The organism is Zunongwangia mangrovi (assembly GCF_900112105.1).
In the GTDB taxonomy this organism is placed as follows: domain Bacteria; phylum Bacteroidota; class Bacteroidia; order Flavobacteriales; family Flavobacteriaceae; genus Zunongwangia; species Zunongwangia mangrovi.
Map to the genome: position 1 here is coordinate 1011849 of NZ_FOKV01000001.1, position 25564 is coordinate 1037412.

The window sequence follows — 25564 nt, forward strand, 5'->3', positions numbered from 1 at the left end:
AAAAATTATGATAAGGTACATTATTCAAATTATAGTTTTTCAGCTGGCATTTTTGCTGGTGTACGAATTGTTTCTTAAAAAGGAAACCTTTTTTACGGCGAACCGTTGGTATCTTTTGTTAACCCCGGTGCTTTCTTTAATACTCCCTTTTGCCAGTTTTACTATTTTATCTGAAGTTGTACCTGCATCTGCCGTCATGGCAATTAATAATACCATAAAATTACCCGAAGTCTTTATAGGTAGTAACCAGCCGCAAGTTGAACAATTACCTACGGTGCATATTGTAGCCGAAAAGACAACCGCAGTTAATTGGTGGCTGGTAGCCTATGCTTTGGGTAGTTTTTCGAGCTTGCTGTTATTCCTAAAAAGATGGCGAGTTATAGGGAAGTTATTTAGGTTTAAAGCTGAAGATAAAAAAGACTTTAAAATCGTTGAAATTCCAAATTCCAGAATGGCGTTTACATTTTTGAAAACTGTTTTCCTGGGAAGTGAAATTTCAGCAGAAGAACGCGAGCAAATCTTAGAACACGAGCTTATTCATGTTTCGCAAAAACACAGCCTGGATTTATTGTTTTTCGAGATCTTAAAAGTGCTTTTTTGGTTTAATCCGTTAGTTTATATTTTTCAGAATCGAATAGCCTTATTACACGAGTTTATCGCCGATGAAGAAGTGGTAAAAAGAACTTCTAAAAAACATTACTTCAATCAGTTACTTAACAGTGCTTTTGAAACCCAAAATCTCTCATTCACCAATCAATTTTTTAATAAATCTTTAATCAAAAAACGAATAATTATGTTACAAAAAAACAAATCTAAAACCATCGCAAAATTCAAGTTTTTACTGGTGGTGCCGGTATTGGCGATGATGCTTGTTTATGTTTCCTGCTCAGATGATCGAGAGGTTGCTTCGCAAGATCCAAGCAATGATATCGAAAATTTAATTTCTAAGATCGAAAGCAGGGACAATTTAACTTCAGATCAAAAACTTCAATTGGTAAATAGTTTGCAGGAAATTGAAGGTAAAATGTTGGGATCTAGTAGGTTTGAAGATAAAAAAGTAATAGAGGTACAAGGTTACGGAGTTTCATCTGATGGGGCAGATGTTCCGTTTGCTGTTATTGAAGAAGTTCCTGCCTTTGCTGGTTGCGAAGAATTAAAAACCAACGAAGAGCGTAAGGATTGTACTTCAGAAAAGATTATGAAACATGTTCAGAAAGAATTTAATACTCAAATAGGAGAGGATCTTTTGGAAGAAGGGGTTATTGCCAGAGTAATCGTTCAGTTTAAGATCGATGAAACCGGAAGCATTCGTAATATTAGAGCCAGAGGTCCAGCACCAGAATTAGAAGAAGAGGCTAAGAGAGTGGTAAATACTATCCCGCAAATGACGCCAGGAAAGCAAGGTGGAGAAGCTGTAGGTGTTGTGTATTCATTACCAATTTCTTTTAAGAACGGTTAAGTATTGATTGAAAAGACTTAGGGAACTGCCCATTTCTGGGCAGTTTTCATTTAAAAATTTATTCCTAACGAATGCCTTGTGGGTTTACCCCAAGGTATTTTACTTAAAGATTAAAAGATGTTGCAGTACAGTATTCAGGTAATTGTGTTCCAGTTCCTATTTTGGCTGGTGTACGAGATTAGTTTAAAACGAACTACTTTTTTTGCTTATAATCGCTGGTATTTACTGCTTTCTTTTAGTTTGTCGCTAATTTTACCTTTACTGAAATTCGATCTTTTTTATGATGTGGTTTCACCAGAAAGGCTAAGCGCTTTTAGGGCGCAACAGATTTTAGATATTACCGCACCTGAAACTACAAAAGAAGCCAGCCGAAATTCGATAATTTCGAAGCAAATTTTTATAAACTGGTGGGTGGTAACTTATGTGATTGGTGTTGTGATAAGCGCAATCTTTTTAAGCCTGAAATTGTTTAAATTGAAGTCACTTTTTACACAAAACCTTAAAAGAACTGAAGATCAATTTAGAATTATAGAGCTACCGCAAACTAAAGCTGCTTTTACCTTTTTTAAAACTATTTTTTTGGGAAGCGAACTTTCAGCATTAGAGCGGGATCAAATCCTGGTACACGAAAAAGTACACGCCAAACAATTACATAGCCTAGATTTGTTGATTTTCGAGATTTTCAAGGTCTTTTTTTGGTTTAATCCGCTGGTATATGTGTATCAATCTAAAATTGCGATGATCCACGAGTATCTTGCCGATACCGAGTCGGTAAAAAAGACCTCAAAATCTAACTATTTTCAGCATTTACTCAATGCCAGTTTTGGTAGTGAGGATCTTATATTTTCGAGTCAGTTTTTAAATAATTCATCATTAAAAAAACGCATTAAAATGATACAGAAAAAACAAAGCCGATCTTTGGCTAAACTTCAATATTTATTTGCCATTCCGTTAACGTTCGCCATGTTGGTTTTTGTAGCGAATGTTTCAGCAAATACGATTCAGAATAAGGTTTCTGAAGCAAGCGCTACTTCCGCAGAGAACACAGCGAATGTTGAAATAATGGCTGGAAATAGCGAAAATCAGCCCGTAGATTTTCCTTTTGCGGTGGTCGATCAAGTTCCGCTTTTTAAGGGTTGTGAAGAGCTATCTGAAGCAGAGCAAAAAAACTGTACTTCAGAAAAAATTAATGAGTTTGTAAATAACAGGTTTAATGAGGGGATAAAAGGTGATTTTGATAGTGCTATTAGAGTTGTGGTGCAATTCAGAATTAATTCTTCAGGAAAAGTTGAAGCAGCAAGAGCCAGAGCGATTTTAGCAGGCAATAACCGTGAAGTTGTAGAAGCCGCAGCGGTAAAGGCCGTAGAAGCACTTCCGCAGTTAATCCCGGGAGAACATAATTCTGAAAAAGTAAATGTGATTTACTCGCTGCCAATTACATTAAATGCAGAGGTGTAATGAGAGGCTTTCTTTTTGTTGTACTGATTCTCGGGCTAAAAAGCATGTCGGCGCAAGTTGATATTAGAAATAATTACGAGAAAATTTAGTTTCAGAATACGAAAAACGAAAGCAGGTGCTTCCGTTTTATCTAAAAGTATAATTATGCGATTTACTAGTACAATTCTTTTTGCCTTTATCAGTCTTTCGATTTATGCACAATCCAACACCAAAATTGCCGATAGTTTGTATGCTGTTGGGAAATACGACGAGGCGGTTTTGTTGATGGAGAAAGAAGATACTTCTTCAGTAAAAATATTAACAGATCTGGCTAAATATTACAAGGCGAATAGTGAAGATAAAAAGGCTTTAAAAACCTATAAAAAGATCCTGGATTTGGATTCTAGCCGGGTAATAACGGCTTTAAATTATGGGGAAACACTTTTGAACCTGAATAGATTAAAGGAAGCTGACAGTCTTTACAAAAAACTAAGCTTACGTTATCCTGAAAACGCACAATTTTATTATTCCAGAGGTTTGGCGAACGAACGAATGGCAAAAGATAGTCTGGCCTTCGAGCTATTTAAAAAAACGCATAAATATGACCAATTTCACCAAAATGCGTTGTATAAATTGTCTAAAGAAAGTCTTCGAAATAACGACTATCAGCAAGCCTTAGCCTATACTGCGATGGGATTAGGCAAAAACGAAAATAACGTCTCGCTACTTTCTATCACAGCACAAACATATTCGGCGATGGCGGTTTTTTACGAAGCGATTCCGCATTACGAAAAGATCATTAAGCTAGGACAAGGGAATGAATTTATTCATACCAAATTGGCTTACGCTTATTATAAAGACGGTAAAAAAGATAAGGCGATAGAACAATATAAAATGGCTTTAGTTTACGAGCCGGGAAATTCTTCAACCCATTTTTTATTGGGAAAATTGTACGCCAACACGCAAGATTTTAAGCAGTCTGAAGCGCATTTATTAATGGCTATCGAGATTAAGGATCAGCCTTTGGATGGAGAATATTTTAGTTTAGCACTTACCTATAAGTATCTTGAAGACTATAAAAAAGCTTTTGATTATTTCCAGAAGACCTTAAAGGAAAATCCCGATCATATCAGGGCTTTGTATGAGCGTGCGGTTGCCGGCGATAATTATTTTCGGGATATCGATACAAGGATAAATTATTATCAGGCTTTTTGGGATAAATATTATAGCGAAGATCCTCATTACTTAGCGAGAGAAATGCTGTATCTCACTAAAACCCGAATAAGTGATCTTAAAGAAAAAAAACATTTAGCTGCTGAAAAAATTTCCGAAGAAAATGAAAAAGATCAATTGAAGGATTCTTTAGCTGAAGCAGATACCAGCAATATTTCTGAACAGAAAAAATAGTATAAAAATCATCTAATCTTGGGGTTAAGCGCAATTTGATTATTTTTGATGCCAGAAGCCGAAGATTAATGAAAAGAAGTTTACTCAACAGTAGATATGAGGTTATAAAAACGCCTTTCTCGCTACAAAAAGTTACTAACCATACCTACGTAAAAGGTGTGATTCGAGGTAGCTTTTTTTCGGTTTTAATTTTGATGCTGTTTTCCTGTAATTTTGAAACAAAAAAAATATCTTCTGAAGAAGTTTTAGAACAGGAATCAAAATCCCTTAACTGGAAAGAAGTCGATGAATATCCGGCTTTTGAAGAATGCCAGCAGGAAACCGAATTGGTTGCTGCCAAAAAATGTTTTGAAACTGCAGTCGCCAAAAACGTTTACGCTTATCTGGAACAGCAACAGCCGGTGGTAAGTAAAAGTATCGACGATACCATCTATATTTATCTTGAAGTCACTAAAACAGGGAAACCAGAGATCGATTCGATTTCTGCAATAGATAGTACGGTGACCAATCAATTGCCAAAAATTGAAAACTGGCTAAGAGAAAGTATCGATTCTTTACCTAAGATCTATCCAGCCAGCAAACGCGGAATCCCAGTTTCTACCGCTTTTAAAATGCCAATTGTAATTAAAGCAGAGTAATTATAGCATTCAGTAAAAAAACATTTTTGCAGTTTAAATTTTCAATCTGAAATTTCACTACTCACTACTAATTGCCGATCACCACATTCCATTTTCTAACCGAATATTCTTTTATGAGTCCGTTTTTATAATAAGGATCATTCTCGGCGAAATTTTTAGCGGTTTCTTCAGATTCAGATTTAAAGATAAAAACAGCTTTATCAGCAGGATTGTCCAGCGCTCCCGCCATAACAATTTCTCCAGCTTCCTGTCCTTTTTTCGCCATACCTAAATGTTCTTCGCGGTATTTACCACGTTCTTCTAAATACGAATCTACAAGATGATAAGTTAGGATATAAAAATTCATAAGATTGGTTTTGGTTAAAGATAGGGAATAGATTTAAGATCGCTGCGCTGTTAGATGTTAGAAGTTAGACCGCTACGCTTTTAGTATTTAGAATTGAGTATTGAGACGCTTCGCTTTTAGATGCTAAAGTCAAGATTGAAGAATCAGGATACTCATTTTGAATTTTACATGCTGAATTTTGAATGAGATTCCGTCATCTCTTTAGACCTAATTTATAATGAAATTTGCTAATAGCTAAAGGCTACCTGTTAATTGATAATTTTTATTGAACTTTGCCAACTGCCCACTAAGACTGCTTACTGGGAACAGATTTCTCGATACAATTTTAATTTCGCTGCGCTTCATTAAAATCACTCGAAATAACAATCATTGCGAATAGAACTTTACTGCTCACTGAAACTGCCAACTGATGGAGATAGCTAAAACATTTATATTGCTGAAGGCTGAGAGCTAATTGCTAATTGTTAATTGAATTTTGCCAACTGCCTACTGAGACTGTTTACTGCAATGAAAATTAGATTTCTCGATACAATTTTAATTTCGCTTTACTCCATTAAAATCACTTGAAATGACAATTATTGCGAATAGAACTCTACTGCTAACTGAGACTGCCAACTGATGGAGATAACTAAAACCTTTATATTGCTGAAGGCTGAGAGCTAATTGCTAATTGTTAATTGAATTTTGCCAACTGCCTACTGAGACTGTTTACTGCAATGAAAATTAGATTTCTCGATACAATTTTAATTTCGCTTCACTCCATTAAAATCACTCGAAATGACAATCATTGCGAATAGAACTCTACTGCTAACTGAGACTGCCAACTGATGGAGAAAACAACAAAAACCATAATATTGCAGAAGGATAATAGCTAAAAGCTGTCTGCTAACTACTAAAAACTTCTCCCTTTCCATTGGTAACCACCGAAGAGAGATAGAAAAGCCACATAAATCGAAAAAAACGGATGCAAAACACTGCTGACCATATAATGTCGCATTAGGGATTCCTGGTTAAAAAACTGACAGGCATTATAAAGCAGCACAAAATCTAAATTAAATTTCACTAAAAAGATGATCATAAAATAAGGAAATGGAAACAGCTTGAATAGTCCCAAAAGCAGACTCAAACTAAAAGCGAGATTCATTACAAAAACGATAAGTCCGGTAAGTTTTGCAAAAATACTGCTGTAAGCTGGGGTTTTTGATGCCCAGCGAATTCGTTGCTGTACCAGTTTTTTAAGATTATTCAGCGGTTTTGTGGTTACCACAGCCAACTTATCTTTAAGAAAACTCACTTTTAATCCTTGCTGAATAAATTTTTGCAGCAAAAATACATCGTCACCACTGGCGATATTATCATTTCCATCAAATCCATTTTGGTTAATAAAAGCTTCCTTTTTATAACAAAGATTAGCGCCGTTGGCCATAAAAGCTTTATTAAGTCCGAATGCTCCAGCACCAGAAATTTGCAAACTCAAAAAGTCAAGCGCTTCAAAAGCGGTGCTGAATTTTGGGTTTTCAACCTCAATAGTCACCGGCGCAGCGATCATTGCCGGATTGTTTTTTATAATTTCAGTATTAAAACTTTGCAGCCAGTATTGCGGTACTTTACAATCGGCATCGGTGGTAAGAATATAGTCAGATTGGGCAATTTCAATCGCTGTTTTTATCGCATCTTTTTTTGGGGAATTAGAACTTCGATTGTTCTGTAAAAGCTTCAGGGTAAGTTGAGGTTGATTTTCGATAAATTCAGCAATAATTTTTTCAGAATCATCTTTAGATTCGTCATTTACCAGTAAAATTTCAAAAAGTTCTAAAGGATAATTCAGCAAAGACAAACTTTCGAGTAATTCTGGTAGGTTTTCGGCTTCATTTCTAAACGGAATCACAATCGAAAAGCTATTTTCCGGCGTTTCGTAGTCGTAAAGCGGCTCTTTTAATCTGCCCCAGCCTTTTTTGAAAGCGATCATTAGTGCGGCGTAAGAAATGGCGATTAAAACAACGAATATTAGCATAAAATGGGTTCGATTTTTTCAGAATTACTGAAGTTTCAGAAATCCTGTGGCAATTTATCGCAAAGATAGATTTCCGTAGCTTTGCAAAAGAGGAATACTTTAATTTCCTTGTCAAAAAATCACGAATTTGAGCGAAAAGATCATTTTAGGAATCGACCCGGGAACTACGATTATGGGTTTTGGATTGATAAAAGTGAAAAATAAGAAGATGGAGTTTTTGCAGCTGAACGAACTTCAACTAAAAAAGTATGATGATCATTATGTGAAACTGAAATTGATCTTTGAGCGTACGATCGAGCTTATTGATACTTTTCATCCAGACGAAATTGCGATTGAAGCGCCTTTTTTTGGTAAAAACGTGCAATCGATGCTGAAGCTGGGAAGAGCACAGGGAGTGGCAATGGCTGCCGGACTTTCACGCGAGATCCCAATTACTGAATATCTTCCTAAAAAGATTAAAATGGCGATCACCGGAAACGGAAATGCCAGTAAAGAGCAGGTTGCGAAAATGCTGCAAAGTATGCTGAAGTTAAAAACTTTGCCCAAAAACCTGGATTCTACTGATGGTCTCGCCGCTGCGGTTTGTCACTTTTACAATTCCGGGCAACCTAATATCGGTAAAAGTTACACCGGTTGGGACGCGTTTATTAAACAAAACCCGGGGAAAGTCAAAAAGCAATAAGCAATTATCAGTTAACAATAAGCAAAATCATGAAAGATTTTAAGAATAATCCTTTGAAGAAGAAATCTTATGATTTTGCATTGAAAATTGTTTTGGTTGCCAAGAAATTAATGGCAGACAAAAGAGAGTTTATACTTTCTAAACAGTTATTGAGATCGGGCACTTCAATTGGAGCAAATGTTGCCGAAGCGAATGGTGCGATATCCAATGCTGATTTTTCGGCTAAAATATCGATTGCTTACAAAGAAAGTTTAGAGACAAAATATTGGCTGTCACTTTTAAAAGATTCAGAATATTTGCAATTAGAGAATTTTGAAAGTCTACATAAAGATTGCGACGAAATATCCCGAATATTGTATTCGATTTTAAAGAAAACAAGGCTAAATAATTAATAATTCTTGTTTATTGATCATTGCTAATTGATAATTGAACTAAGTGAGCGGAATCTACATCCATATCCCATTTTGCAAGCAGGCGTGTCACTACTGCGATTTTCATTTTTCGACCTCATTGAAGAAAAAAAGTGAGCTCGTTAGCGCATTGCAAAAGGAATTAATACTTCGGAAAAATGAGCTGCCTGATGAGCCGATCCAAACCATATATTTTGGTGGTGGCACACCAAGTTTGCTGAATTTACAGGAATTAAATGCGATTTTTAAAACGATTTATGCGGAATTCAATATTGCTGAAAACCCTGAAATTACTTTAGAAGCAAATCCAGATGATCTTGCTGAAGAGAAAATAAACGAGCTGGCGAATTCAAAAATTAACCGACTAAGCATTGGCGTGCAGTCATTTTTTGAAGAAGATCTAAAATTAATGAACCGTGCTCATAATGCTGAAGAAGCTCTACAATCTATCAAGTTGGCCAGATCGAAATTCGATAATATTTCGGTCGATTTAATTTATGGCATCCCTGGAATGAATAACGAGCGTTGGCAAGAGAATATCCAGATATTACTTGATTTGGATATCCCGCATATTTCTAGCTATGCATTAACGGTCGAGCCAAACACAGCTTTGCAGAAATTTATCGAAAAAGGAAAAGTAAAACCGGTAGATGATGCGGCTGCTGCGCAACATTTCGAGATTCTAAGGACAACATTGAAAAATGCAGGTTTTGAACATTACGAATTTTCAAATTATGGGAAACCGGGCTATTTTTCCCAAAACAATACGGCTTATTGGTTAGGTAAACCCTATTTGGGAATAGGACCTTCTGCACATTCTTACGATGGAAATTCCCGAAAATGGAATATCGGCAACAATACGCTTTACATAAAAGCCATCGAGAAATCGGAACTACCTCTCGAAATTGAAGAGTTAAGCACCACAGATTGTTATAACGAATATATCATGACGCGATTGCGAACGCATTTCGGTGTAGATTTGAAAGAAATTGAAACCAAATTTGGTGAAAAATATGTAAAATATCTAAAGGAACAGTCGGTTGTATTATTTCAAAAAGAGCTTTTGAAAATTGAAAATAATGTAATGCATATTACTGAAAAAGGAACGTTTTTAAGTGACGGCATTGCAGCCGATTTGTTTTATATCGATTAAGGCTTAGATCGCTGCGCTGATTGATATTAGAATGGAGAATATAGAAAATAGATAAGAGAGATAAGACGAGAGGAACAACTGGCAAGGATTAAGATTTATTTTGAAAACTGAGTTTTAAAATTTTTCTGCGGAAAACTAACACTCAATGCTCTACAAAAACTGCTATAACCATAAATAATCTCTAATTTTACTCTCCAGAACTAAACAAATTATGCTTGCACAAATTCAGTATAAAGAAGAAAGTTTTACGATCGATTTTTCGAAACCTATCGATATATCGATGAGTTTACGCGGGGACGATAAAAATCCTGTTGCTTGGTATTTAGATTCGCCAAAGATAACGCCATTTAAAGATGGCGATTTTGTAGGAAAAGTTTCAGAAGGAGCTTCGGTGAATTTTAATAATATTCAGTTTAATCCTCATGGGCATGGCACGCATACCGAATGTGTTGGGCATATCAGCAAAGAGTTTTTCAGCGTAAATCAAACTTTAAAAAACTTCTTTTTTAAGTCGAAACTTATTTCTGTAAGTCCGGAAGTTCAAGGTGAAGATCAGGTAATTTCCGCAGCATTATTAAAAGAGCAAATCGGCGATTCTTGCCCGGAAGCTTTAGTGGTAAGAACACTGCCAAATTATATCGAAAAGCGAAGCAAAAAATATTCGCATACCAATTGGCCATATTTATCTGAAGAAGCTATGCTGTTTATCAGGCAATTGAATGTAAAACATTTGCTGATCGATCTGCCATCGGTAGATAAAGAGAAAGACGAAGGAAAATTACTGGCACATAAAGCTTTTTGGAATTATCCTAAAAATACACGTTTTGACGCAACAATTTCAGAACTTATTTATGTGCCGAATCATGTGCTAGACGGTGAATATTTTCTGAATTTGCAGATCGCTTCCTTTGAAAATGATGCCTCGCCATCAAAACCTGTTTTATATAAAATTCAGTGATCAATGAAAACAACACTTAAACTCGAAGAACTTGCCAAACTGGGATTGGGCATTTTCGCTTTCTATTTTTTAGACTTTTCCTGGTGGTGGTTTATCGGTTTATTTTTGGCGCCAGATATTGGTGCGATTGGTTATGTTTTCAATAATAAAGTAGGGGCATTTTTGTACAATTTGTTTCATCACCAGGGATTGGCGATCTTGTTTTGGCTAGTGGGGATTCATCTGCATTTTCAGGTTTTACAATTAATAGGTGTAATTTTGTTTTCTCATTCGGCTTTTGATCGTATTTTAGGATACGGACTCAAATACGAAAAAGGTTTTAAATTCACTCATTTGGGAGAAATCGGAAAGTAGACTATGGAATTTCTTTTTATCGGGCTGGCGGCAGGCGCCATTGCGTCGTACTTTATTTTTACAGCATTCAATAAGGATCGTTCTAAGGTGAAAACCAAAGAGCAATCTGTCGTTTTAATGGAAAAGATTAGAAGCGTTTGCAAATTTATTACGGTAGAAGGTGATTTTTCTGAAATCTATCATTACGAAAATCTAAAGGAAAAATATATAAGCCTGATCTTTGGGAAAAAGAAGGCAATTATTTTGATTAACGCGAAAGCGCATGTGGGTTTCGATCTTAGTAAGATCAAGATGGAAAGTGATAACGAGAAAAAGCAAATCATTCTTACTAATTTTCCTGAACCCGAATTGCTTACCATCGAAACCGATTTTAAATATTACGATAAGCGCGAAGGCTGGGCTAATCCTTTTACAACTTCAGATTTAACTGAAATTAATCGTGACGCAAAAAAGCATATTGTAGATAAAATTCCGGAATCACCATTGTTCGAACAGGCTAAAAAAGAGGCGTTAAATACGGTATTACTTATGGAAAATATCGTCCAAACCATTGGCTGGAAACTAGATTATTCGGCATTGATTTTAGATGAAAACGAACAACAAAAGATCGAAAAAAATTAAGTCTGAAATTCAACAATATGGATATAGATACTTTCAGAAATTATTGTTTGGATAAAAAAGCGGTGACCGAGCATTTACCTTTTGATCCTGAAACACTTGTTTTTAAAGTGATGGGTAAAATGTTTGCTTTGGTGTCTTTAGATGCTGTCCCACTTCGTGTAAATCTTAAATGTGAGCCGGAAAAAGCTTTAGAGCTTCGCGAAGAATACGACGGGAAGATCATTCCCGGTTATCACATGAATAAACAACACTGGAATACGATGATTCTGGATGGTGAAATCCCTACCGAATTAATTTTTGAACTTACAGACCATTCTTATCATCTAATCGTTAATAGCTTAACGAAAAAACAACAACGAGAATTCGACCAATTATAATGGCAAAACACATCGATTTTTATAAAAAACAGATTGAAATTCATCAAAAAGCGGCAGACAAACTTTCTAAACAATTATTGGCGTCCAGCTTATTACGCCTGTTTGTTTTCTTAATTATTTGTTTTCTAATTTATTTTTTCTGGGGAAATACACAGGTAATTATTTCTTCGATCATTGGCGGGATCGCACTTTTCGTTTTTCTGGTTTCGCGGCATAGCGATCTTAAATACAAAAGCGATAAGCAAAAAGCGATCATTAAACTGAATCAAACCGAAATTGATGTCATGCAATCGCGACGATTTCAGGATCTGCCAGATGGTAGTGAGTTTGAAGTTCCTAATCATGAATATGCGCAGGATATTGATCTCTTCGGAAGAGGTTCCTTTTTTCAGTATTTAAATAGAACGGCACTTTATGAGGGAACAAAAAAGCTTGTGAGTGTGCTGCTGGCAAATGAGATTGAAGATATTCCGCAGAAACAGGAAGCGGTAAAAGAACTGGCCGAAAAAGCCAAATGGCGCCAGGAGTTTAGCGCTACCGCAAGTTTGGTAAAAACAATCGAATCTTCTACCACTATCGTTAACTGGTTTAAAGAATACAAAAGTTTTGTTCCGAAGTTTATAAAATGGCTTTCGCCGGTATTTTCGGTATTGTCGATTGCTGTAATTGTTGGATATGCGCTTGGTTTTGTAAGTGAATTTCAGCTAATATTATGGTTAATCGTTGGTATTTTGATCACGGGAATTTACCTGAAAAAGATCAATTTACTTTCGGGAAGCGTTTCTAAAATTCAGGATACTTTTCACCAATATCACCAATTGCTGGGAATGTTAGAAAACGAAGCATTTTCTTCAGCAATAATGCAAGACAAAAAGCAGGCGATTAGGACAGAAAGTAAGAAAGCTTCACAGATCTTCAGGGAATTTTCTAAAGCCATCGATGCCTTAGATCAACGAAATAATATGTTATTCGGGATCTTTGGGAATGGCTTTTTGCTTTGGGATTTGCGGCAATCTTTAAAATTGGAAAACTGGATCGCTAAATACGGACTTCAGGTGGAAAAGTGGTTTGAAGTGATCGAACTTACCGATGCTTATAATTCGTTGGGAAACTTCAGTTTTAATCATCCAGATTATACATTTCCGAAGATAAATTCCGAAGAAAAAGGAATATTAGCAACCCAATTAGCGCATCCGCTTTTGCATCCGGAAAAGCGAGTGGCTAATGATTTTTATATCGACAACAAAGAATTTTTTATTGTGACCGGGGCAAATATGGCCGGGAAAAGTACATTCTTAAGAACGGTTTCTTTGCAAATCGTGATGAGCAACATTGGTTTGCCGGTTTGTGCTGAAAATTGTGAGTACACGCCTATTAAATTAATTACCAGTATGCGAACCAGCGATTCGCTTAACGATGATGAATCTTATTTCTTTTCTGAACTAAAACGACTTAAATATATCGTAAATCGTATTCAAGAAGACCGATATTTTATAATTTTAGATGAAATTTTAAAAGGAACAAACAGTACCGATAAGGCCAATGGTTCTAAAAAGTTTGTTCGAAAACTAGTACGATCACATTCTACAGGAATTATCGCCACCCACGATCTAAGCCTTTGTGAAATTACCGCAGAATTACCCCAGGTGAAAAACCACTATTTTGATGCAGAAATCATTAATGATGAACTTCATTTTGATTATCGCTTTAAAGATGGGATTTGCCAAAATATGAATGCTTCGTTTTTATTGCGAAAAATGGAGATTGTAGACGAATAGTAGAAAGAAAGTTTAAATGGATTCATTAACCCAGATTGTTTTAGGAGCTTCGGTAGGCGAAGTGGTTTTAGGTAAAAAAGTTGGTAACAAAGCCATGCTTTATGGGGCAATTGCCGGTACGATTCCAGATTTGGATGTGATTGCTCGTAATTTTACAGATACGATCACCGCTAATGAGATGCACCGTGGTTTTACACATTCTATTTTCTTTGCTTTGATCTTTGCACCCATTTTTGGTTGGCTTATTTCTAAGATCGAACGTAAAGTAGATGTTGATTGGAAAGGCTGGTCTAAATTGATGTTTTGGGGTTTATTTACGCATCCGCTTCTAGATATGTTTACCACCTGGGGAACGCAACTTTTTTGGCCGGCAGATATAAGGTTGGCGTTTAAAACGATCTTTGTGATCGATCCTTTTTATACGCTCCCATTTTTATTTTTTGTAGCATTGGCTGCTTTTAGGCCGAAAGATTCTATAGGCCGAAGAAAGCTGAATTATATGGGATTACAATTAAGCTGTTTTTACCTTTTTTGCATTACGATTCCGCTGAAGATCTATACATTTTCTGAATTTGAAAATGCCTTAGAAGAACAAAATTTGTCTTATTACGAGATCGAAACAAAACCTAGTCCGTTTAACACTATTCTTTGGACGGCTAACGTGGCGACAGACAAATCTTATTTAGTGGGAACTTATTCGATTTTAGACGATATGCCCATAGAATTTAGGCGCTATCCTAAAAATTACGATTTGCTGGGAGATCTGGAAAATTATCCAAATTTCGAGCGATTGGTTAAGATCTCGAAAGGCTGGTACACGATTACCGAAAAAGAAGGAGAACTCTATTTTAATGATCTTCGTTTTGGTACGATCGATCCAACAGGAAATGATTCTCGATTTGTTTTTAGCTATAAACTCGAAGTCAAAGACGGAGAACTTATCGCGACCGAAGTTGAAAAAGATTACGGCGATGCTTCTAAAATGATGAAAGGTTTATTAGAGAGAATGAGAGGGAATTAGGTTTCAGTTTACAGTCGCAGTATGCAGTCTCACTTAGCAGTTTGATTTAGACCGCTTCGCTCTTACAAATTAGATCTTAGAACATAGAAAATAGATAAGAGATTCAAGAGTTAGAGCGATAATTTTGAATTCATGGTCCAATTTTATTTTTAAGATGTCTCTGTAAATTGCAACCTGATATCGACTTCTCGATACAACAAATTCCTCCATTACATTACGAAATTTGTCACTCGAAGTGACATTCAATTAACTTATCAGTTGGACTCGATCGATAGTCTAAAAGCATATTTAGGGGATGAGATTCTGTGGCAAGCATGGAATGACATTAATTTAAGCTGATCGCTAAAAGCTGAAAGCTAGTTCATCTCTGATAACTGTCAACCCTGAACTGTCAACTAATAAATCATTTCCCTATAATCATTATCTTAGGCCTTGTAAAACCCCTGGTTAATGAAATTACAATCACTTCTTTGCTCATTTTGTTTATTTTTTACGAGTATTTTTTTTGCTCAAAATCCGTCAGTCCAACTGGATAGCATTCTTAAAGCTGAAAGCGAACATCGCGCTTACGATTATGCTGAATATCCTTTAGGATTACATACAGAAGAACTCTATAAATCTGAAGCCTATTTTGCCCAAAATCTCCTTGATAAATTATCCAAAATCGATAAATCTACTCTCTCGCAAACTGAAAAAATTACGGCTGAATTGATGAAGTTTAAGCTTCAGGAACGTGTTGATCAATATCAATATAAAGCTTATTTGAATCCGCTGCTTTCAGATGCGGGATTTCATGTGAGTTTGCCTTATCATGTTGGGCGATTGAATAATTATGAGCAGGTGAAGAGGTATTTAAAAAAGCTAAATGCGATTCCGCAGTATGTAGATCAAAATTTAGCATTGTTGCGAGAAGGATTGGAATTAGGAATCACGCAGCCTTTGGTGATCTTCGATGGTTACGAGGCTACTTATAACGATCAGATCGTAGACGATTATAAAGACAGCTTTTATTATAGTCCTTTTCAGGATTTGCCTAGCAACTTAACGCAGACGCAAAAAGATTCGGTATTGAAAGTCGCTAAAATCGCTGTGGAAGAAAATGTGATTCCGCAGTTTAAGCGAATCAAGAAATTTTTTGAAACCGAATATTTTCCAAAAACCCGAAAAAGTATAGGTGTTTCTGAAATTCCAAACGGTCGTGAATATTATCAAAATAGAATTCATTATTACACCACATTAGATCTTACCGCAGATGAGGTTCATGAAATTGGACTGAAAGAAGTGGCGCGAATTAATGCTGAAATGAAAGCAATTATTGAAGAAGTAAAATTTGAAGGAAGCTTTGATGAATTTATCGATTTTCTACGAACAGACGATCAATTTTATGCAGAAACAGGAGAAGAATTATTAAAAGAAGGTCGGGATATTACAAAAAGGATCGATGCGCAATTGCCTCGATTTTTTAAAGTGTTACCAAGGAAACCTTATGGCGTAGCCCCAGTGCCAAGCGCTATTGCGCCAAAATATACGGCAGGAAGATATAAAGGAGCATCTTCTCCAACCGAACCTGGATATTTTTGGATTAACACCTATAAATTAGAAAGCAGGCCAAAATATGCATTGCCCGCTTTAGCACTTCATGAAGCCGTGCCGGGGCACCATTTACAAATTTCTTTAAATGCTGAATTAGGAGATAGCATTCCGCCATTTCGCCGTGGATTTTATCTTTCGGCTTATGGTGAAGGCTGGGGTTTATACGCGGAAAGTTTAGGTGAAGAAATGGGAATTTACACCAATCCGTTCGAGAAATTTGGGCAGCTAACCTACGAGCAATGGCGAGCCTGTAGATTAGTGGTAGATACCGGAATGCACGCTAAAGGATGGAGTCGCGAAAAAGCGGTGGATTTTTTGACTAAAAATACCGCACTTTCTTTGCATGAAATTAATACCGAGATCGATCGTTATATCTCGTGGCCGGGACAGGCGCTATCCTATAAAATGGGCGAGCTTAAAATCAAGGAATTGCGTAAAAAAGCAGAAGAAGCTTTAAAAACAGATTTCAATATTCGTGAATTTCACAGGGTAATTTTATCGCAGGGAACGGTGACTTTAACCTTAATGGAAGATTTGGTAAATAACTACATAAAAGAAGTAAAAAATGAATAAAAGTATTCTATTCTTATTTTTCGTTCTTGGTTTTCAGTTAAGTTTTGGGCAAAATCAAAACGATTATGAAAAGGTAAAAGAATCTGTAATTTCAGCATATAATTCAGGAGAATATAAATCGATTTTTGATAGCTATTCCGTAGAAATGCAAGGCGCATTTAGCCTAGATAAAACCGAAGAGTTTTTTAGAAATTTAAAGACTTCCGCAGGAAATATTATCGATTCAGAGTTTCTAACATTTAATCCGCCATATACGATTTATGCTACGGAATTTGATGCTGGTGCTTTTATGTTTAGCCTGGCGCTTTCAGAAAATAAAGAGATTATCGGTTTTAAGTTTACGCCCTACGGAAAAGATACCAATCTTGCTGAAGCCGACACGATGCTCAATCTTCCTTTTGAAGGTGAATGGTACGTGGTTTGGGGTGGTGACAAGAAAGAAGATAATTATCATGTAGAGCATCCTGCACAAACTGGCGCTTTCGATTTTCTAAAGATCAACGACGATCTTAAAACGCATGAAGGCGAGGGTAGCACCAACGAGCAATATTATGCATTTGGGAAGGAAATTTTAGCTCCTGCTGCCGGAGAAGTGGTGATGGTGGTGGACGGAATTTATGATAATATTCCTGGAAAAATGAATCCGGATTTTGTGACCGGAAATACCATTGTAATCAAGCTGAAAGATGGCGAGTTTTTATGGCTGGCACATTTAAAAAAGCATTCGATTAAAGTGGCGGAAGGCGATAAGGTTGAAGAAGGGGAACTATTGGCTTTATGCGGAAATTCAGGAAATTCCAGCGAGCCACATTTGCATATGCATATTCAGGATGAATTAAGAATGAATAGTGCGAAAGGCTTAAAATCTTATTTTAAACGCTTAAAAGTAGACCGAAAATATATCGAAAATTACTCACCCGTTCGTGGAGATTTGATCGAGAAAATTTAGACCGCTGCACTGTTAGATTTGGGAAATTAGATGTTAGATCGTGTTGCTGTTAGTCGTCAGAATTGAGTATTGAGAAGCTAATTTCAAAGTGGCCACTATGGCAGAATCTATTTATAACTTAAGATGTTGTCATTTCGAGTGATTTTAAAGAAGTGAAGCGAAATTAAATTGTATCGAGAAATCTGATTTCAGTAAGCAGTCTCAGTAGACAATTGGCAAAATTCAATAAACAATTATCATGTAGCAGTTAGCTTTCAGTTTTCTGTAAATTTCGCTAACGATTAATTCGAGCTTGCCTAGCCGACAGAAAGGCGAAACAAAGTGAAGTCGAGAAATCTATTTCTTCAAATTCAAATTCTATAAAACAAGAAACCTCACAGGTTTTAAAACCTGTGAGGTTTAGTTTTAAATATCGATAAGAGCTTCTGTAAAAACAGCTGACTAATACCGAAACTTATTTCTGTGAGTCAGCGAAATTTTTATAGAAATATGGAATGGTTTCAATACCTTTTAGATAATTCCAAATTCCAAAATGTTCGTTTGGTGAATGGATGGCATCGGTATCCTGCCCAAAGCCCATCAAAATAATTTTACTTTTTAAAGCTTTTTCGAAAAGAGAAACGATAGGAATACTACCACCGCTACGTTGTGGAATTGGTGTTTTTCCGAAGGTTTTCTCGTAAGCTTTACTTGCAGCTTTGTAGGCGTCATTATCGATTGGCGTTACATAAGCGTAACCACCATGATGCGTGTTCACCTTTACAGTCACAGCTTTTGGTGCTAAACTTTCGAAATGTTTTTTGAAAAGTTCAGAAATCTCTTTCCAATCCTGATTTGGCACCAAACGCATCGATATTTTAGCAAAGGCTTTAGATGGTAAAACTGTTTTAGCACCTTCACCAATGTAACCGCCCCAGATTCCGTTTACATCTAAAGTCGGTCGAATAGAGCCACGTTCTAGCGTAGAGAATCCTGCTTCACCATAAACATCATTAATGTCTAGTTTCTTTTTATACTCTTCTTCATTGTAAGGCGCTTCAGCCATTTTAGCTCTTTCTTCCGCAGAAAGTTCTTCTACATTATCATAAAATCCCGGAATGGTGATATGATTATTCTCATCGGTAAGAGACGCAATCATCTTAGTCAAAATATTGATAGGATTTCCTACTGTACCGCCATAAAGCCCAGAGTGAAGATCACGGTTAGGTCCTGTAACTTCAACTTCCATATATGATAATCCTCTTAATCCTGTGGTGATACTCGGTACATCTTTGGCAATCATACCGGTATCTGAAATTAAGATCACATCATTTTTAAGCTTTTCCAGATTATTTTCGATAAACCATCCTAAATGTTCGCTTCCTACTTCTTCTTCCCCTTCAATCATAAATTTTACGTTGCATGGAAGCTGATTGGTTTTGGTCATATATTCCAATGCTTTTACATGCATATACATCTGGCCTTTATCGTCGCAGGCACCACGGGCAAAAATAGCGCCGTCTGGATGAAGTTCAGTTTCTTTAATAACAGGTTCGAAGGGTGGGGAATTCCAAAGATCTAAAGGATCTGGTGGTTGCACATCATAATGTCCATAAACCAGTACCGTAGGTAGGTTTTTATCGATAATTTTTTCGCCGTATACAACGGGATGTCCTGGGGTATCACAAATTTCGACTAAATCACAACCAGCTTTTTCTAATTCTGTTTTCACTGCCTGGGCAGTGGTGATCATTTCATTTTTAAATTTTGAATCGGCACTTATCGACGGAATTTTAAGTAAATCAACAAGTTCTGAGACAAATCTATCTTTATGCTCTTCAACATAAGATTTAACGTTGTCCATTGGTTTAGATTTTGAAATTTCTCAAAGATAATAATTTCAAAAATTTTTTCTGAAAGCTTGTTTGTGTATTGAAAGATTTGTTTATATTTGCATCCGCTTACCGAAAGGATGAGCACTTTATTGAACCTGCGGGCGTGGTGGAATTGGTAGACACGCTAGACTTAGGATCTAGTGCCGCGAGGTGTGAGAGTTCGAGTCTCTCCGCCCGCACAGGTAAAAAGCCTCTCAGAAATGAGAGGCTTTTTTTATGCAATCTTACCTGTTATAAGTTTAGAATTGTTTTGGCGTTACCCCATAATACTTTTTGAAACTTTTAATAAAATGGGGAACACTTTTATAGCCCAATATCCCAGCAGCCTCGTTTACAGAATGATCTTTAATAAGTTGGGAAGCACTGTTCATTCTTAATTCGATGATATAAGCACGTATTGTCTTTCCGAAGACTTCTTTAAAACCTTTTTTTAATTCCATCTCATTAAGTAAGATGATTCTTGAAAGCGCTTTTATCGTAGGTGGGTTTTTGTAATTCGCCATTAAAAAAGCTCTAGCTTTCTTGAGTTTCTCCATACTTGTTCTACTTACGGTGTAATTAGTGTCATGATCTGCACCGGTATTTTGATGATGTAGCTGAAGAAAAAGTTCTTTTAGCTTTAAATCAAAAAAATCTAATTGTAGATCGGTATTGGAATGCCAGTTACATGCCAGTAAATCTTTAACGATCTGTTGAAGCTGAAAACCTACTGGTAAGCTAAATTGTCCAAGTGATATTTGCTTTTTTAAACCAACATTTTTGTAGAATGAATCATTCTTGATCCATTTTTCATTCTTCAATAGATTTAAGTAGTAATCGGTTTGCAATAAGATACAAACGTACCGGGTCTTCGAAGCCGGCATTTTAATGTATTGCGTGCTTTCTGGGGAATAGGTAAGAAATACCTGTCCCAACTCCAGATTTTTACTGCGTTTGCTTAAAACTGTAGAATCACCTTTATATACACAGCTTATCATGATGGTATCTCCGGTAATCGAAAACTTATCGGTCACCTTTTTCTTGAGGTCGAAATTGGTGTAAATAACACTAATAAATTTGGAAAGTTTTAGTGTAGACTCGGCATTAAAAGCATCTTTTTTAATCTTTTTAATGCGCTTGGAAATAATATCTTTAGAATTATACTTACCGGTGTTTTCTTTAAACATCGAGCAATTTTCTTCGAGGATTACTGAATTAATTTCCATTATACGTTTAGCGATATTTTTATTTCCAATACCGTAATCTGGGTATGGGGTCAACCTATACTTTTGCAATCAATATTTAGACTAAGTTTAAATAAATATAGTGCAAATATAGAATATTAAATTCCCTCGTGAAAAAATTAACTTTTTATTGCTTCGTTTGCGTACTTATAAATTCTTTGACTGCTACAGCCCAGCAGGCAGAGATATACGGTATTATAACTTCAGAAGAAAATCAGCCTATTCCAGAAACCTATCTTTATATAAATGGGACAACAATTTATACCAGAGCAGATGAAAATGGAAAGTATAGTATCAGCGTAGATGCTGGTGACTATAAATTTGCCGCTTCTGCAATGGGGTATATTAAAACCATAAAGGATGTTAGTTTAGAGCCTGCAGAGCGTAAAAGGATTGATTTTGTTTTACCTATAGATCCAGATATGACGCTTAGTGATGTTAGCTTAATTGGGAAATCTGCTCTTAAGGAAATTCAGGAATCTTCCTATAATGTTGTGGCTTTAAATGCTGAAGGTTTACATAATACAACTTTAGATATTTCGCAGGCTTTAGAAAGAGTCTCTGGTGTAAGGGTGCGAAGGTCTGGAGGTTTAGGATCTAATGCAAATCTAATGCTGAATGGATTTACAGGAAGACACGTTAAAATGTTTATCGATGGCGTGCCTATGGAAGGATTTAATTCAGCTTTTAGTATGAATAACATTCCGATTAATCTGGCTAAAAGAATTGAAGTATATAAAGGAGTAGTTCCTATCAACTTTGGATCTGATGCATTAGGAGGAGCTATAAATATCGTGACCGAAGATGGAAAACAGAACTTTCTGGATGCTTCTTATTCTTATGGATCTTTTAATACTCATAAAAGCTTTTTGAATACGGCCTATACTTCAGATTCTGGATTTACAGCACGTTTAACTGCTTTTCAAAATTATTCAGATAACGATTACAAAGTAGATGCCGGTATCGTAGAATTAGAAGGAGAAGGTAGTTACCAGTTTTCAGGAGAACGCCAAAATGTTAGAAGATTTCATGATATGTACCGCAACTATACGTTAATGGGAAAAGTAGGAGTGGTGAATAAATCGTATGCAGATCAATTACTACTTGGCTTTACTTATGGCGATGAATATAATGAAGTTCAGCATCCTGCCTATATGAATGTTGCATTTGGGCAAATCTATGAGACAGCTGAAACTTTAATGCCTTCTCTTACCTATCGTAAAAAAGACCTTTTTACAAAGAATCTAAATGTTTCGCTTAAGGCAAATTACAATTTTGGAGAATCGTCTTATATCGATGCAGCCAATCGTGATTACAACTGGCTGGGAGAATATGTAGAAAAGGATGCACTTGGAGAATACCAGTATTCACGGCGGTTTTTTAAAAACAGAAATGGCTCTGTGAACGCAAATGCAACCTATAAGTTCAATGATAAACATGCTTTTACGGTAAATAATGTCTTTAGTGCTTTTTCCAGAAAAGGAACAGACCTGGCCGAGCCATCCCCGGCAGACGATTATCCTAGTGAGAACTTTAAAAATGTGTTAGGTGTTGGATATAAATTTCAGCCAAACGATGCGTGGAGTACATCTGTTTTTGGTAAATATTATAGCAATACGGTGAATCAATATGCTGCTCCAGAAGGAAATGATGAGTACGAAAATTATTCAAGATTTACAGATACGTATGGTTACGGAATCGCCTCTTCCTATTTTATAACAGAAAGTCTGCAGTTTAAAGCTTCTTACGAAAATGCTGTTCGATTACCTACCGGAAGAGAACTCTTTGGATCTGGTAGCAGCTTTGAATTAGGAAATCCAAATCTAAGGCCAGAAAGTAGTGATAACATAAATATTGGCGCTAATTACAACTGGATCCTGGCGAAAGATCACACCCTAAATCTAGATGCAAGTTTTATTTACAGAGATACTGAAGATTTTATAAGAAGGCAGGTAAATTCTGAAGGTGCTGCAGCTTCAATCAACGAGGCAAGTGTAGAAAACCGAGGGATCGATTTTGAAGCACTTTATACGTATGGAAACTTATTTAGTGCAAATGCCAGTTTCACCTACCAGGATCAAAGAAATACATTAGAATATAGAAATAATGGTTCCACGAATTTAAGCTACGATCAGCGAATTCCCAATCAGCCCTATTTATTTGGAAATGCTGGTTTCTCGTTCTTCTTTGATGATATGTGGAAATCACAGGATCGTTTTAGTGTAAACTATAATATGCTATACATCCACGAATTTAGCTATGATTATTCCGGATATGGGAATAGTGCAACCAATATTAATATTCCAACACAGTTTGCTCACGACATCTACCTAAACTATAGTTTAAAAGGTGGGAAGTATAATATCTCTCTGGAATGCCGAAATATTCTGGATGAGAACTTATACGATAACTACAGTCTACAAAAACCAGGAAGAAGCTTTGCAGTTAAGCTTCGATATTTTATTGATAAATTTTAATTATACCAATGATGATGAATATGATTTTACGTAAGAAATTTTACTTTTCTTTAGCTATTGCAGCAACTTTAGGACTTACTTCTTGTAGTGACGATGATACTCCAGATACTTCTGGAGGTGATGGTGTAGGAACAGGTTCACCAGAGCAATATGTTATTGCAGCAACGTCAGAAGAAAACTCTTATTTACTAACTACAGACGATATTTCACAAGGGCAGGTTTCTATCGTAGGAGATGGTCTTCAGGTGGTAGGAACGCCATCCTGGTATTTCTACAACGAACTGGCAGCCTACTCTTTTGTTTACAGGCAGGGTGATCCAGGGACAACTCAATCTTTTATTTTAAACCAGGAAGGTGAACTGGAAGGGCGTAACGAAATAGATCTTCAGGTTTCTATCCAAAGTAGAGGGATTGTTGGAGATGAAATGTTTGTACAATTTTCTTCTAGAAATTATGAAGAACCAGTGGCTACATTTTACAAGATTAACGGAGAAACCCAGGCAGTAAGCGGCCCATTTTCTATAGATACAGAAGCTTTAGCCGATAATGGCGAATATGCATATATTACAGATATTGCTGAATATAACAATCAGGTTTTAGTTGGGTACAGAACGATTAAAGCTGGTGAAGATGGCAGCGATAGTGCATTCAATAGTGATTTTAACGATCATACCTTTATCGCTGTTTTTAATCAGGATTTAGAATTGCAGGAGAGAATTGAAGATTCTGGAAGAACCGGAGTAGTTGCCGGGCAACAAAGATCACAAGGAGAAACGGGAATAGAGCCAGTAGAAAATGGTGATGTTTATGTATTTTCTTCAGCGATCGATACCGATGGTGAAGTTCCATCTGGAGTTTTAAGAATTAATGATGGTACAACGGAATTCGACCAGGATTATTTCTTCAATATTACAGAAGCTTCAGGAGGCTATAACCTTTATAGAACTTATTATGTTGGCGAAAATACTTTTGTGTTAAGAATGTTTTCTGAACAGGGAGAAGCTAGTGCGACTCCAAATGTATCTAGAAATAGATTTGCGGTAGTAAATGTAGAAGATCAAACATTTGATTGGGTTGAAGCTGGAGTACCTTCTGAAATTGCAGGAATAGGAGAGCCATTTATAGATGCAGCCGCTAACGAAGTGGTGTTCCCAATTGAAACCAACGGAAATCCTCAATTATATATCCTAAATGCAGATAATGCGACAATGAGCGCCGGGAAAGAGGTTGAAGCGGTAAGCATCAGCGCGATTGGAAGATTATCTAACGAGTAATTATTTAAGTTGAATTAATTAGATTAGGGGTTTCTCAAGTTTTTCGAGAAACCTCTTTTTTTATAGTGATGAGATTATATAAAATTAGCCTTCTTTTTATTCTGTATTTTTTCTTTTCTACGGAAATAAATGCCCAGGAGCATAAAACCTATCATAAATCACACATTTTCAGTACCGCTTTAAATGCTGAAAGAGAAGTTTGGATACATCTTCCTGAAGATTACAATAACACTAAGAAATATCCTGTTTTAGTTGTGCTGGATGCTGAAATGTACTTCGATCTTACGCTAGATCTAATCGAAAATCGTGAAAAATACGGTAAGTTTTTAGCTTCAATTATCGTAGGGATTCCTAATCCAACTATGCAGGAGCGCTCTAGAAATATGACCTTCAGTATTTCAAAAGTTGATCAAAAGGGCGAAAAAACGTCAAGGTATTCCGTGGAAAATTCGGGACATGCAAAAGAGTTCTTCAATTTTATGAATGACGAGCTATTTCAGTTTTTAGCCAAAAATCATTCCGTAGAAAAAGACAATTTTAGCCTGCTTGGTCATTCCTTTGGCGGCTATTTTGCTTTGATGCAAAGTGCAGATGCTTCAACATTCAATAAGATCATTGCGATCGATCCTAGTTTATGGTATAGTGATGGCGAAGTGGCAAGAACCTTGTCGAATGCTATTTCAGCAATAAAAAATAGAGCAAATCTCGAATATTATATTGCATTTCAAAATGGCGCTAAACATAATGCTGAAAATGCACGAAATCTCATCCAATTTTTGAATAAAAATGAGGTGAAAGTTTATTCAGCCGAATTTTCTAACGAAAACCATGGCTCGGTTTTCTTGCCTGCTTTGGTTGCAGTTTTACGGGAATTAGGCAAAAATGTAGATCGAGCTCCAAGACAATGAAGAGAGAAATAATAGAGCTGAAACTAATCTATTTTGAT

22 protein-coding genes and 1 tRNA gene are annotated in these 25564 nt (G+C 36.2%); 19 read left to right on the forward strand and 4 right to left on the reverse strand.

The genetic code is table 11. From position 1 onward, the window contains the following. Nucleotides 1-7: 7 nt before the first annotated feature. The 4 genes from BM201_RS04590 (at nt 8) to BM201_RS04605 (ending at nt 4941) form a co-directional block, all read left to right on the forward strand. Nucleotides 8-1459, forward strand: coding sequence for a M56 family metallopeptidase (locus BM201_RS04590; RefSeq protein WP_092540175.1), 1452 nt, complete (start codon nt 8-10; stop codon nt 1457-1459). Nucleotides 1460-1576: 117 nt separating this feature from the next. Continuing rightward, the gene (locus BM201_RS04595) at nt 1577-2917 is read left to right on the forward strand and encodes a M56 family metallopeptidase (RefSeq protein WP_092540176.1); all 1341 of its coding nucleotides are present in this window, start codon (nt 1577-1579) and stop codon (nt 2915-2917) included. Nucleotides 2918-3061: 144 nt separating this feature from the next. Further along, on the forward strand, nt 3062-4303 hold the full coding sequence (locus BM201_RS04600) for a tetratricopeptide repeat protein (RefSeq protein ID WP_092540177.1): 1242 nt from the start codon (nt 3062-3064) through the stop codon (nt 4301-4303). Nucleotides 4304-4371: 68 nt separating this feature from the next. Beyond that, nucleotides 4372-4941 carry a hypothetical protein gene (locus BM201_RS04605; RefSeq protein ID WP_245758572.1) on the forward strand — a complete coding sequence of 190 codons (570 nt, stop codon included), beginning with the start codon at nt 4372-4374 and terminating at the stop codon, nt 4939-4941. A 67-nt stretch (nt 4942-5008) separates the two neighbouring features. On the opposite strand, the gene BM201_RS04610 is transcribed toward BM201_RS04605, so the two are convergent. Together BM201_RS04610 and BM201_RS04615 are read right to left on the reverse strand one after the other, a co-directional pair. After that, a complete protein-coding gene (locus BM201_RS04610; RefSeq protein WP_092540178.1) occupies nt 5009-5287 on the reverse strand; it encodes a YciI-like protein in 279 nt (92 codons plus the stop codon). An 892-nt stretch (nt 5288-6179) separates the two neighbouring features. Further along, nucleotides 6180-7301 (reverse strand): glycosyltransferase family 2 protein, encoded by a 1122-nt coding sequence (locus BM201_RS04615; protein WP_092540179.1) that lies wholly within the window; start codon nt 7299-7301, stop codon nt 6180-6182. Nucleotides 7302-7428: 127 nt separating this feature from the next. Between BM201_RS04615 and ruvC the strand changes: the two genes are divergently transcribed. From ruvC to BM201_RS04670, 11 genes are all read left to right on the forward strand, one after another. Further along, the gene (gene ruvC / locus BM201_RS04620) at nt 7429-7983 is read left to right on the forward strand and encodes a crossover junction endodeoxyribonuclease RuvC (protein WP_092540180.1); all 555 of its coding nucleotides are present in this window, start codon (nt 7429-7431) and stop codon (nt 7981-7983) included. Between the two features lie 29 nt (nt 7984-8012). Next, nucleotides 8013-8375, forward strand: coding sequence for a four helix bundle protein (locus tag BM201_RS04625; protein WP_092540181.1), 363 nt, complete (start codon nt 8013-8015; stop codon nt 8373-8375). Nucleotides 8376-8418: 43 nt separating this feature from the next. Continuing rightward, nucleotides 8419-9546, forward strand: a complete 1128-nt coding sequence (gene hemW / locus BM201_RS04630) for a radical SAM family heme chaperone HemW (RefSeq protein WP_092540182.1) — start codon at nt 8419-8421, stop codon at nt 9544-9546. 211 nt (nt 9547-9757) lie between these two features. Beyond that, nucleotides 9758-10504, forward strand: coding sequence for a cyclase family protein (locus tag BM201_RS04635; RefSeq protein WP_092540183.1), 747 nt, complete (start codon nt 9758-9760; stop codon nt 10502-10504). A gap of 3 nt (nt 10505-10507) precedes the next feature. Then, complete coding sequence (locus tag BM201_RS04640) at nt 10508-10858, forward strand: DUF4260 domain-containing protein (protein ID WP_092540184.1); 351 nt, start codon at nt 10508-10510, stop codon at nt 10856-10858. Between the two features lie 3 nt (nt 10859-10861). Continuing rightward, nucleotides 10862-11479, forward strand: a complete 618-nt coding sequence (locus BM201_RS04645; protein ID WP_092540185.1) for a DUF4230 domain-containing protein — start codon at nt 10862-10864, stop codon at nt 11477-11479. Nucleotides 11480-11496: 17 nt separating this feature from the next. Continuing rightward, nucleotides 11497-11856 carry an MmcQ/YjbR family DNA-binding protein gene (locus tag BM201_RS04650; protein WP_092540186.1) on the forward strand — a complete coding sequence of 120 codons (360 nt, stop codon included), beginning with the start codon at nt 11497-11499 and terminating at the stop codon, nt 11854-11856. After that, nucleotides 11856-13634, forward strand: coding sequence for a MutS-related protein (locus BM201_RS04655; RefSeq protein WP_092540187.1), 1779 nt, complete (start codon nt 11856-11858; stop codon nt 13632-13634). The genes BM201_RS04650 and BM201_RS04655 overlap by 1 nt, the downstream gene beginning before the upstream one ends. 16 nt (nt 13635-13650) lie before the next feature. Next, a complete protein-coding gene (locus BM201_RS04660; protein WP_092540188.1) occupies nt 13651-14655 on the forward strand; it encodes a metal-dependent hydrolase in 1005 nt (334 codons plus the stop codon). A gap of 450 nt (nt 14656-15105) precedes the next feature. Further along, the gene (locus BM201_RS04665; RefSeq protein WP_092540189.1) at nt 15106-16821 is read left to right on the forward strand and encodes a DUF885 domain-containing protein; all 1716 of its coding nucleotides are present in this window, start codon (nt 15106-15108) and stop codon (nt 16819-16821) included. After that, nucleotides 16814-17770, forward strand: coding sequence for a M23 family metallopeptidase (locus tag BM201_RS04670; RefSeq protein ID WP_092540190.1), 957 nt, complete (start codon nt 16814-16816; stop codon nt 17768-17770). Before BM201_RS04665 ends, BM201_RS04670 begins: the two co-directional genes overlap by 8 nt. A 454-nt stretch (nt 17771-18224) precedes the next feature. Here BM201_RS04670 and BM201_RS04675 read toward each other — a convergent pair whose 3' ends face one another. Further along, on the reverse strand, nt 18225-19613 hold the full coding sequence (locus BM201_RS04675) for a dipeptidase (protein WP_092540191.1): 1389 nt from the start codon (nt 19611-19613) through the stop codon (nt 18225-18227). Nucleotides 19614-19741: 128 nt separating this feature from the next. On the opposite strand from BM201_RS04675, the gene BM201_RS04680 reads away from it, so the two are divergent. Next, nucleotides 19742-19823: transfer RNA gene (locus tag BM201_RS04680), tRNA-Leu, on the forward strand. A gap of 60 nt (nt 19824-19883) precedes the next feature. Here the strand turns inward: BM201_RS04680 and BM201_RS04685 are convergent. Next, nucleotides 19884-20903 (reverse strand): helix-turn-helix transcriptional regulator, encoded by a 1020-nt coding sequence (locus BM201_RS04685; RefSeq protein ID WP_092540192.1) that lies wholly within the window; start codon nt 20901-20903, stop codon nt 19884-19886. A 122-nt stretch (nt 20904-21025) separates the two neighbouring features. Between BM201_RS04685 and BM201_RS04690 the strand changes: the two genes are divergently transcribed. The 3 genes from BM201_RS04690 (at nt 21026) to BM201_RS04700 (ending at nt 25526) form a co-directional block, all read left to right on the forward strand. Further along, nucleotides 21026-23344 (forward strand): TonB-dependent receptor, encoded by a 2319-nt coding sequence (locus BM201_RS04690; protein WP_139219133.1) that lies wholly within the window; start codon nt 21026-21028, stop codon nt 23342-23344. Nucleotides 23345-23352: 8 nt separating this feature from the next. Beyond that, nucleotides 23353-24618: a DUF4374 domain-containing protein gene (locus tag BM201_RS04695; RefSeq protein WP_092540194.1), complete on the forward strand. Its 1266-nt coding sequence runs from the start codon at nt 23353-23355 to the stop codon at nt 24616-24618. A 68-nt stretch (nt 24619-24686) separates the two neighbouring features. Continuing rightward, the gene (locus BM201_RS04700; protein WP_092540195.1) at nt 24687-25526 is read left to right on the forward strand and encodes an alpha/beta hydrolase; all 840 of its coding nucleotides are present in this window, start codon (nt 24687-24689) and stop codon (nt 25524-25526) included. Nucleotides 25527-25564: the final 38 nt, after the last annotated feature.

Bases quoted from the DNA above. Each gene is read 5' to 3' on its own strand.
- BM201_RS04615 (WP_092540179.1), bottom strand. From the start codon at position 7,301: ATGCTAATATTCGTTGTTTTAATCGCCATTTCTTACGCCGCACTAATG.
- BM201_RS04600 (WP_092540177.1), top strand. From the start codon at position 3,062: ATGCGATTTACTAGTACAATTCTTTTTGCCTTTATCAGTCTTTCGATT.
- BM201_RS04645 (WP_092540185.1), top strand. From the start codon at position 10,862: ATGGAATTTCTTTTTATCGGGCTGGCGGCAGGCGCCATTGCGTCGTAC.
- BM201_RS04670 (WP_092540190.1), top strand. From the start codon at position 16,814: ATGAATAAAAGTATTCTATTCTTATTTTTCGTTCTTGGTTTTCAGTTA.
- BM201_RS04700 (WP_092540195.1), top strand. From the start codon at position 24,687: ATGAGATTATATAAAATTAGCCTTCTTTTTATTCTGTATTTTTTCTTT.
- BM201_RS04625 (WP_092540181.1), top strand. From the start codon at position 8,013: ATGAAAGATTTTAAGAATAATCCTTTGAAGAAGAAATCTTATGATTTT.
- BM201_RS04665 (WP_092540189.1), top strand. From the start codon at position 15,106: ATGAAATTACAATCACTTCTTTGCTCATTTTGTTTATTTTTTACGAGT.
- BM201_RS04610 (WP_092540178.1), bottom strand. From the start codon at position 5,287: ATGAATTTTTATATCCTAACTTATCATCTTGTAGATTCGTATTTAGAA.
- BM201_RS04635 (WP_092540183.1), top strand. From the start codon at position 9,758: ATGCTTGCACAAATTCAGTATAAAGAAGAAAGTTTTACGATCGATTTT.
- BM201_RS04675 (WP_092540191.1), bottom strand. From the start codon at position 19,613: ATGGACAACGTTAAATCTTATGTTGAAGAGCATAAAGATAGATTTGTC.
- BM201_RS04590 (WP_092540175.1), top strand. From the start codon at position 8: ATGATAAGGTACATTATTCAAATTATAGTTTTTCAGCTGGCATTTTTG.
- BM201_RS04695 (WP_092540194.1), top strand. From the start codon at position 23,353: ATGATGATGAATATGATTTTACGTAAGAAATTTTACTTTTCTTTAGCT.
- BM201_RS04595 (WP_092540176.1), top strand. From the start codon at position 1,577: ATGTTGCAGTACAGTATTCAGGTAATTGTGTTCCAGTTCCTATTTTGG.
- BM201_RS04650 (WP_092540186.1), top strand. From the start codon at position 11,497: ATGGATATAGATACTTTCAGAAATTATTGTTTGGATAAAAAAGCGGTG.
- BM201_RS04655 (WP_092540187.1), top strand. From the start codon at position 11,856: ATGGCAAAACACATCGATTTTTATAAAAAACAGATTGAAATTCATCAA.
- BM201_RS04605 (WP_245758572.1), top strand. From the start codon at position 4,372: ATGAAAAGAAGTTTACTCAACAGTAGATATGAGGTTATAAAAACGCCT.
- BM201_RS04660 (WP_092540188.1), top strand. From the start codon at position 13,651: ATGGATTCATTAACCCAGATTGTTTTAGGAGCTTCGGTAGGCGAAGTG.
- BM201_RS04640 (WP_092540184.1), top strand. From the start codon at position 10,508: ATGAAAACAACACTTAAACTCGAAGAACTTGCCAAACTGGGATTGGGC.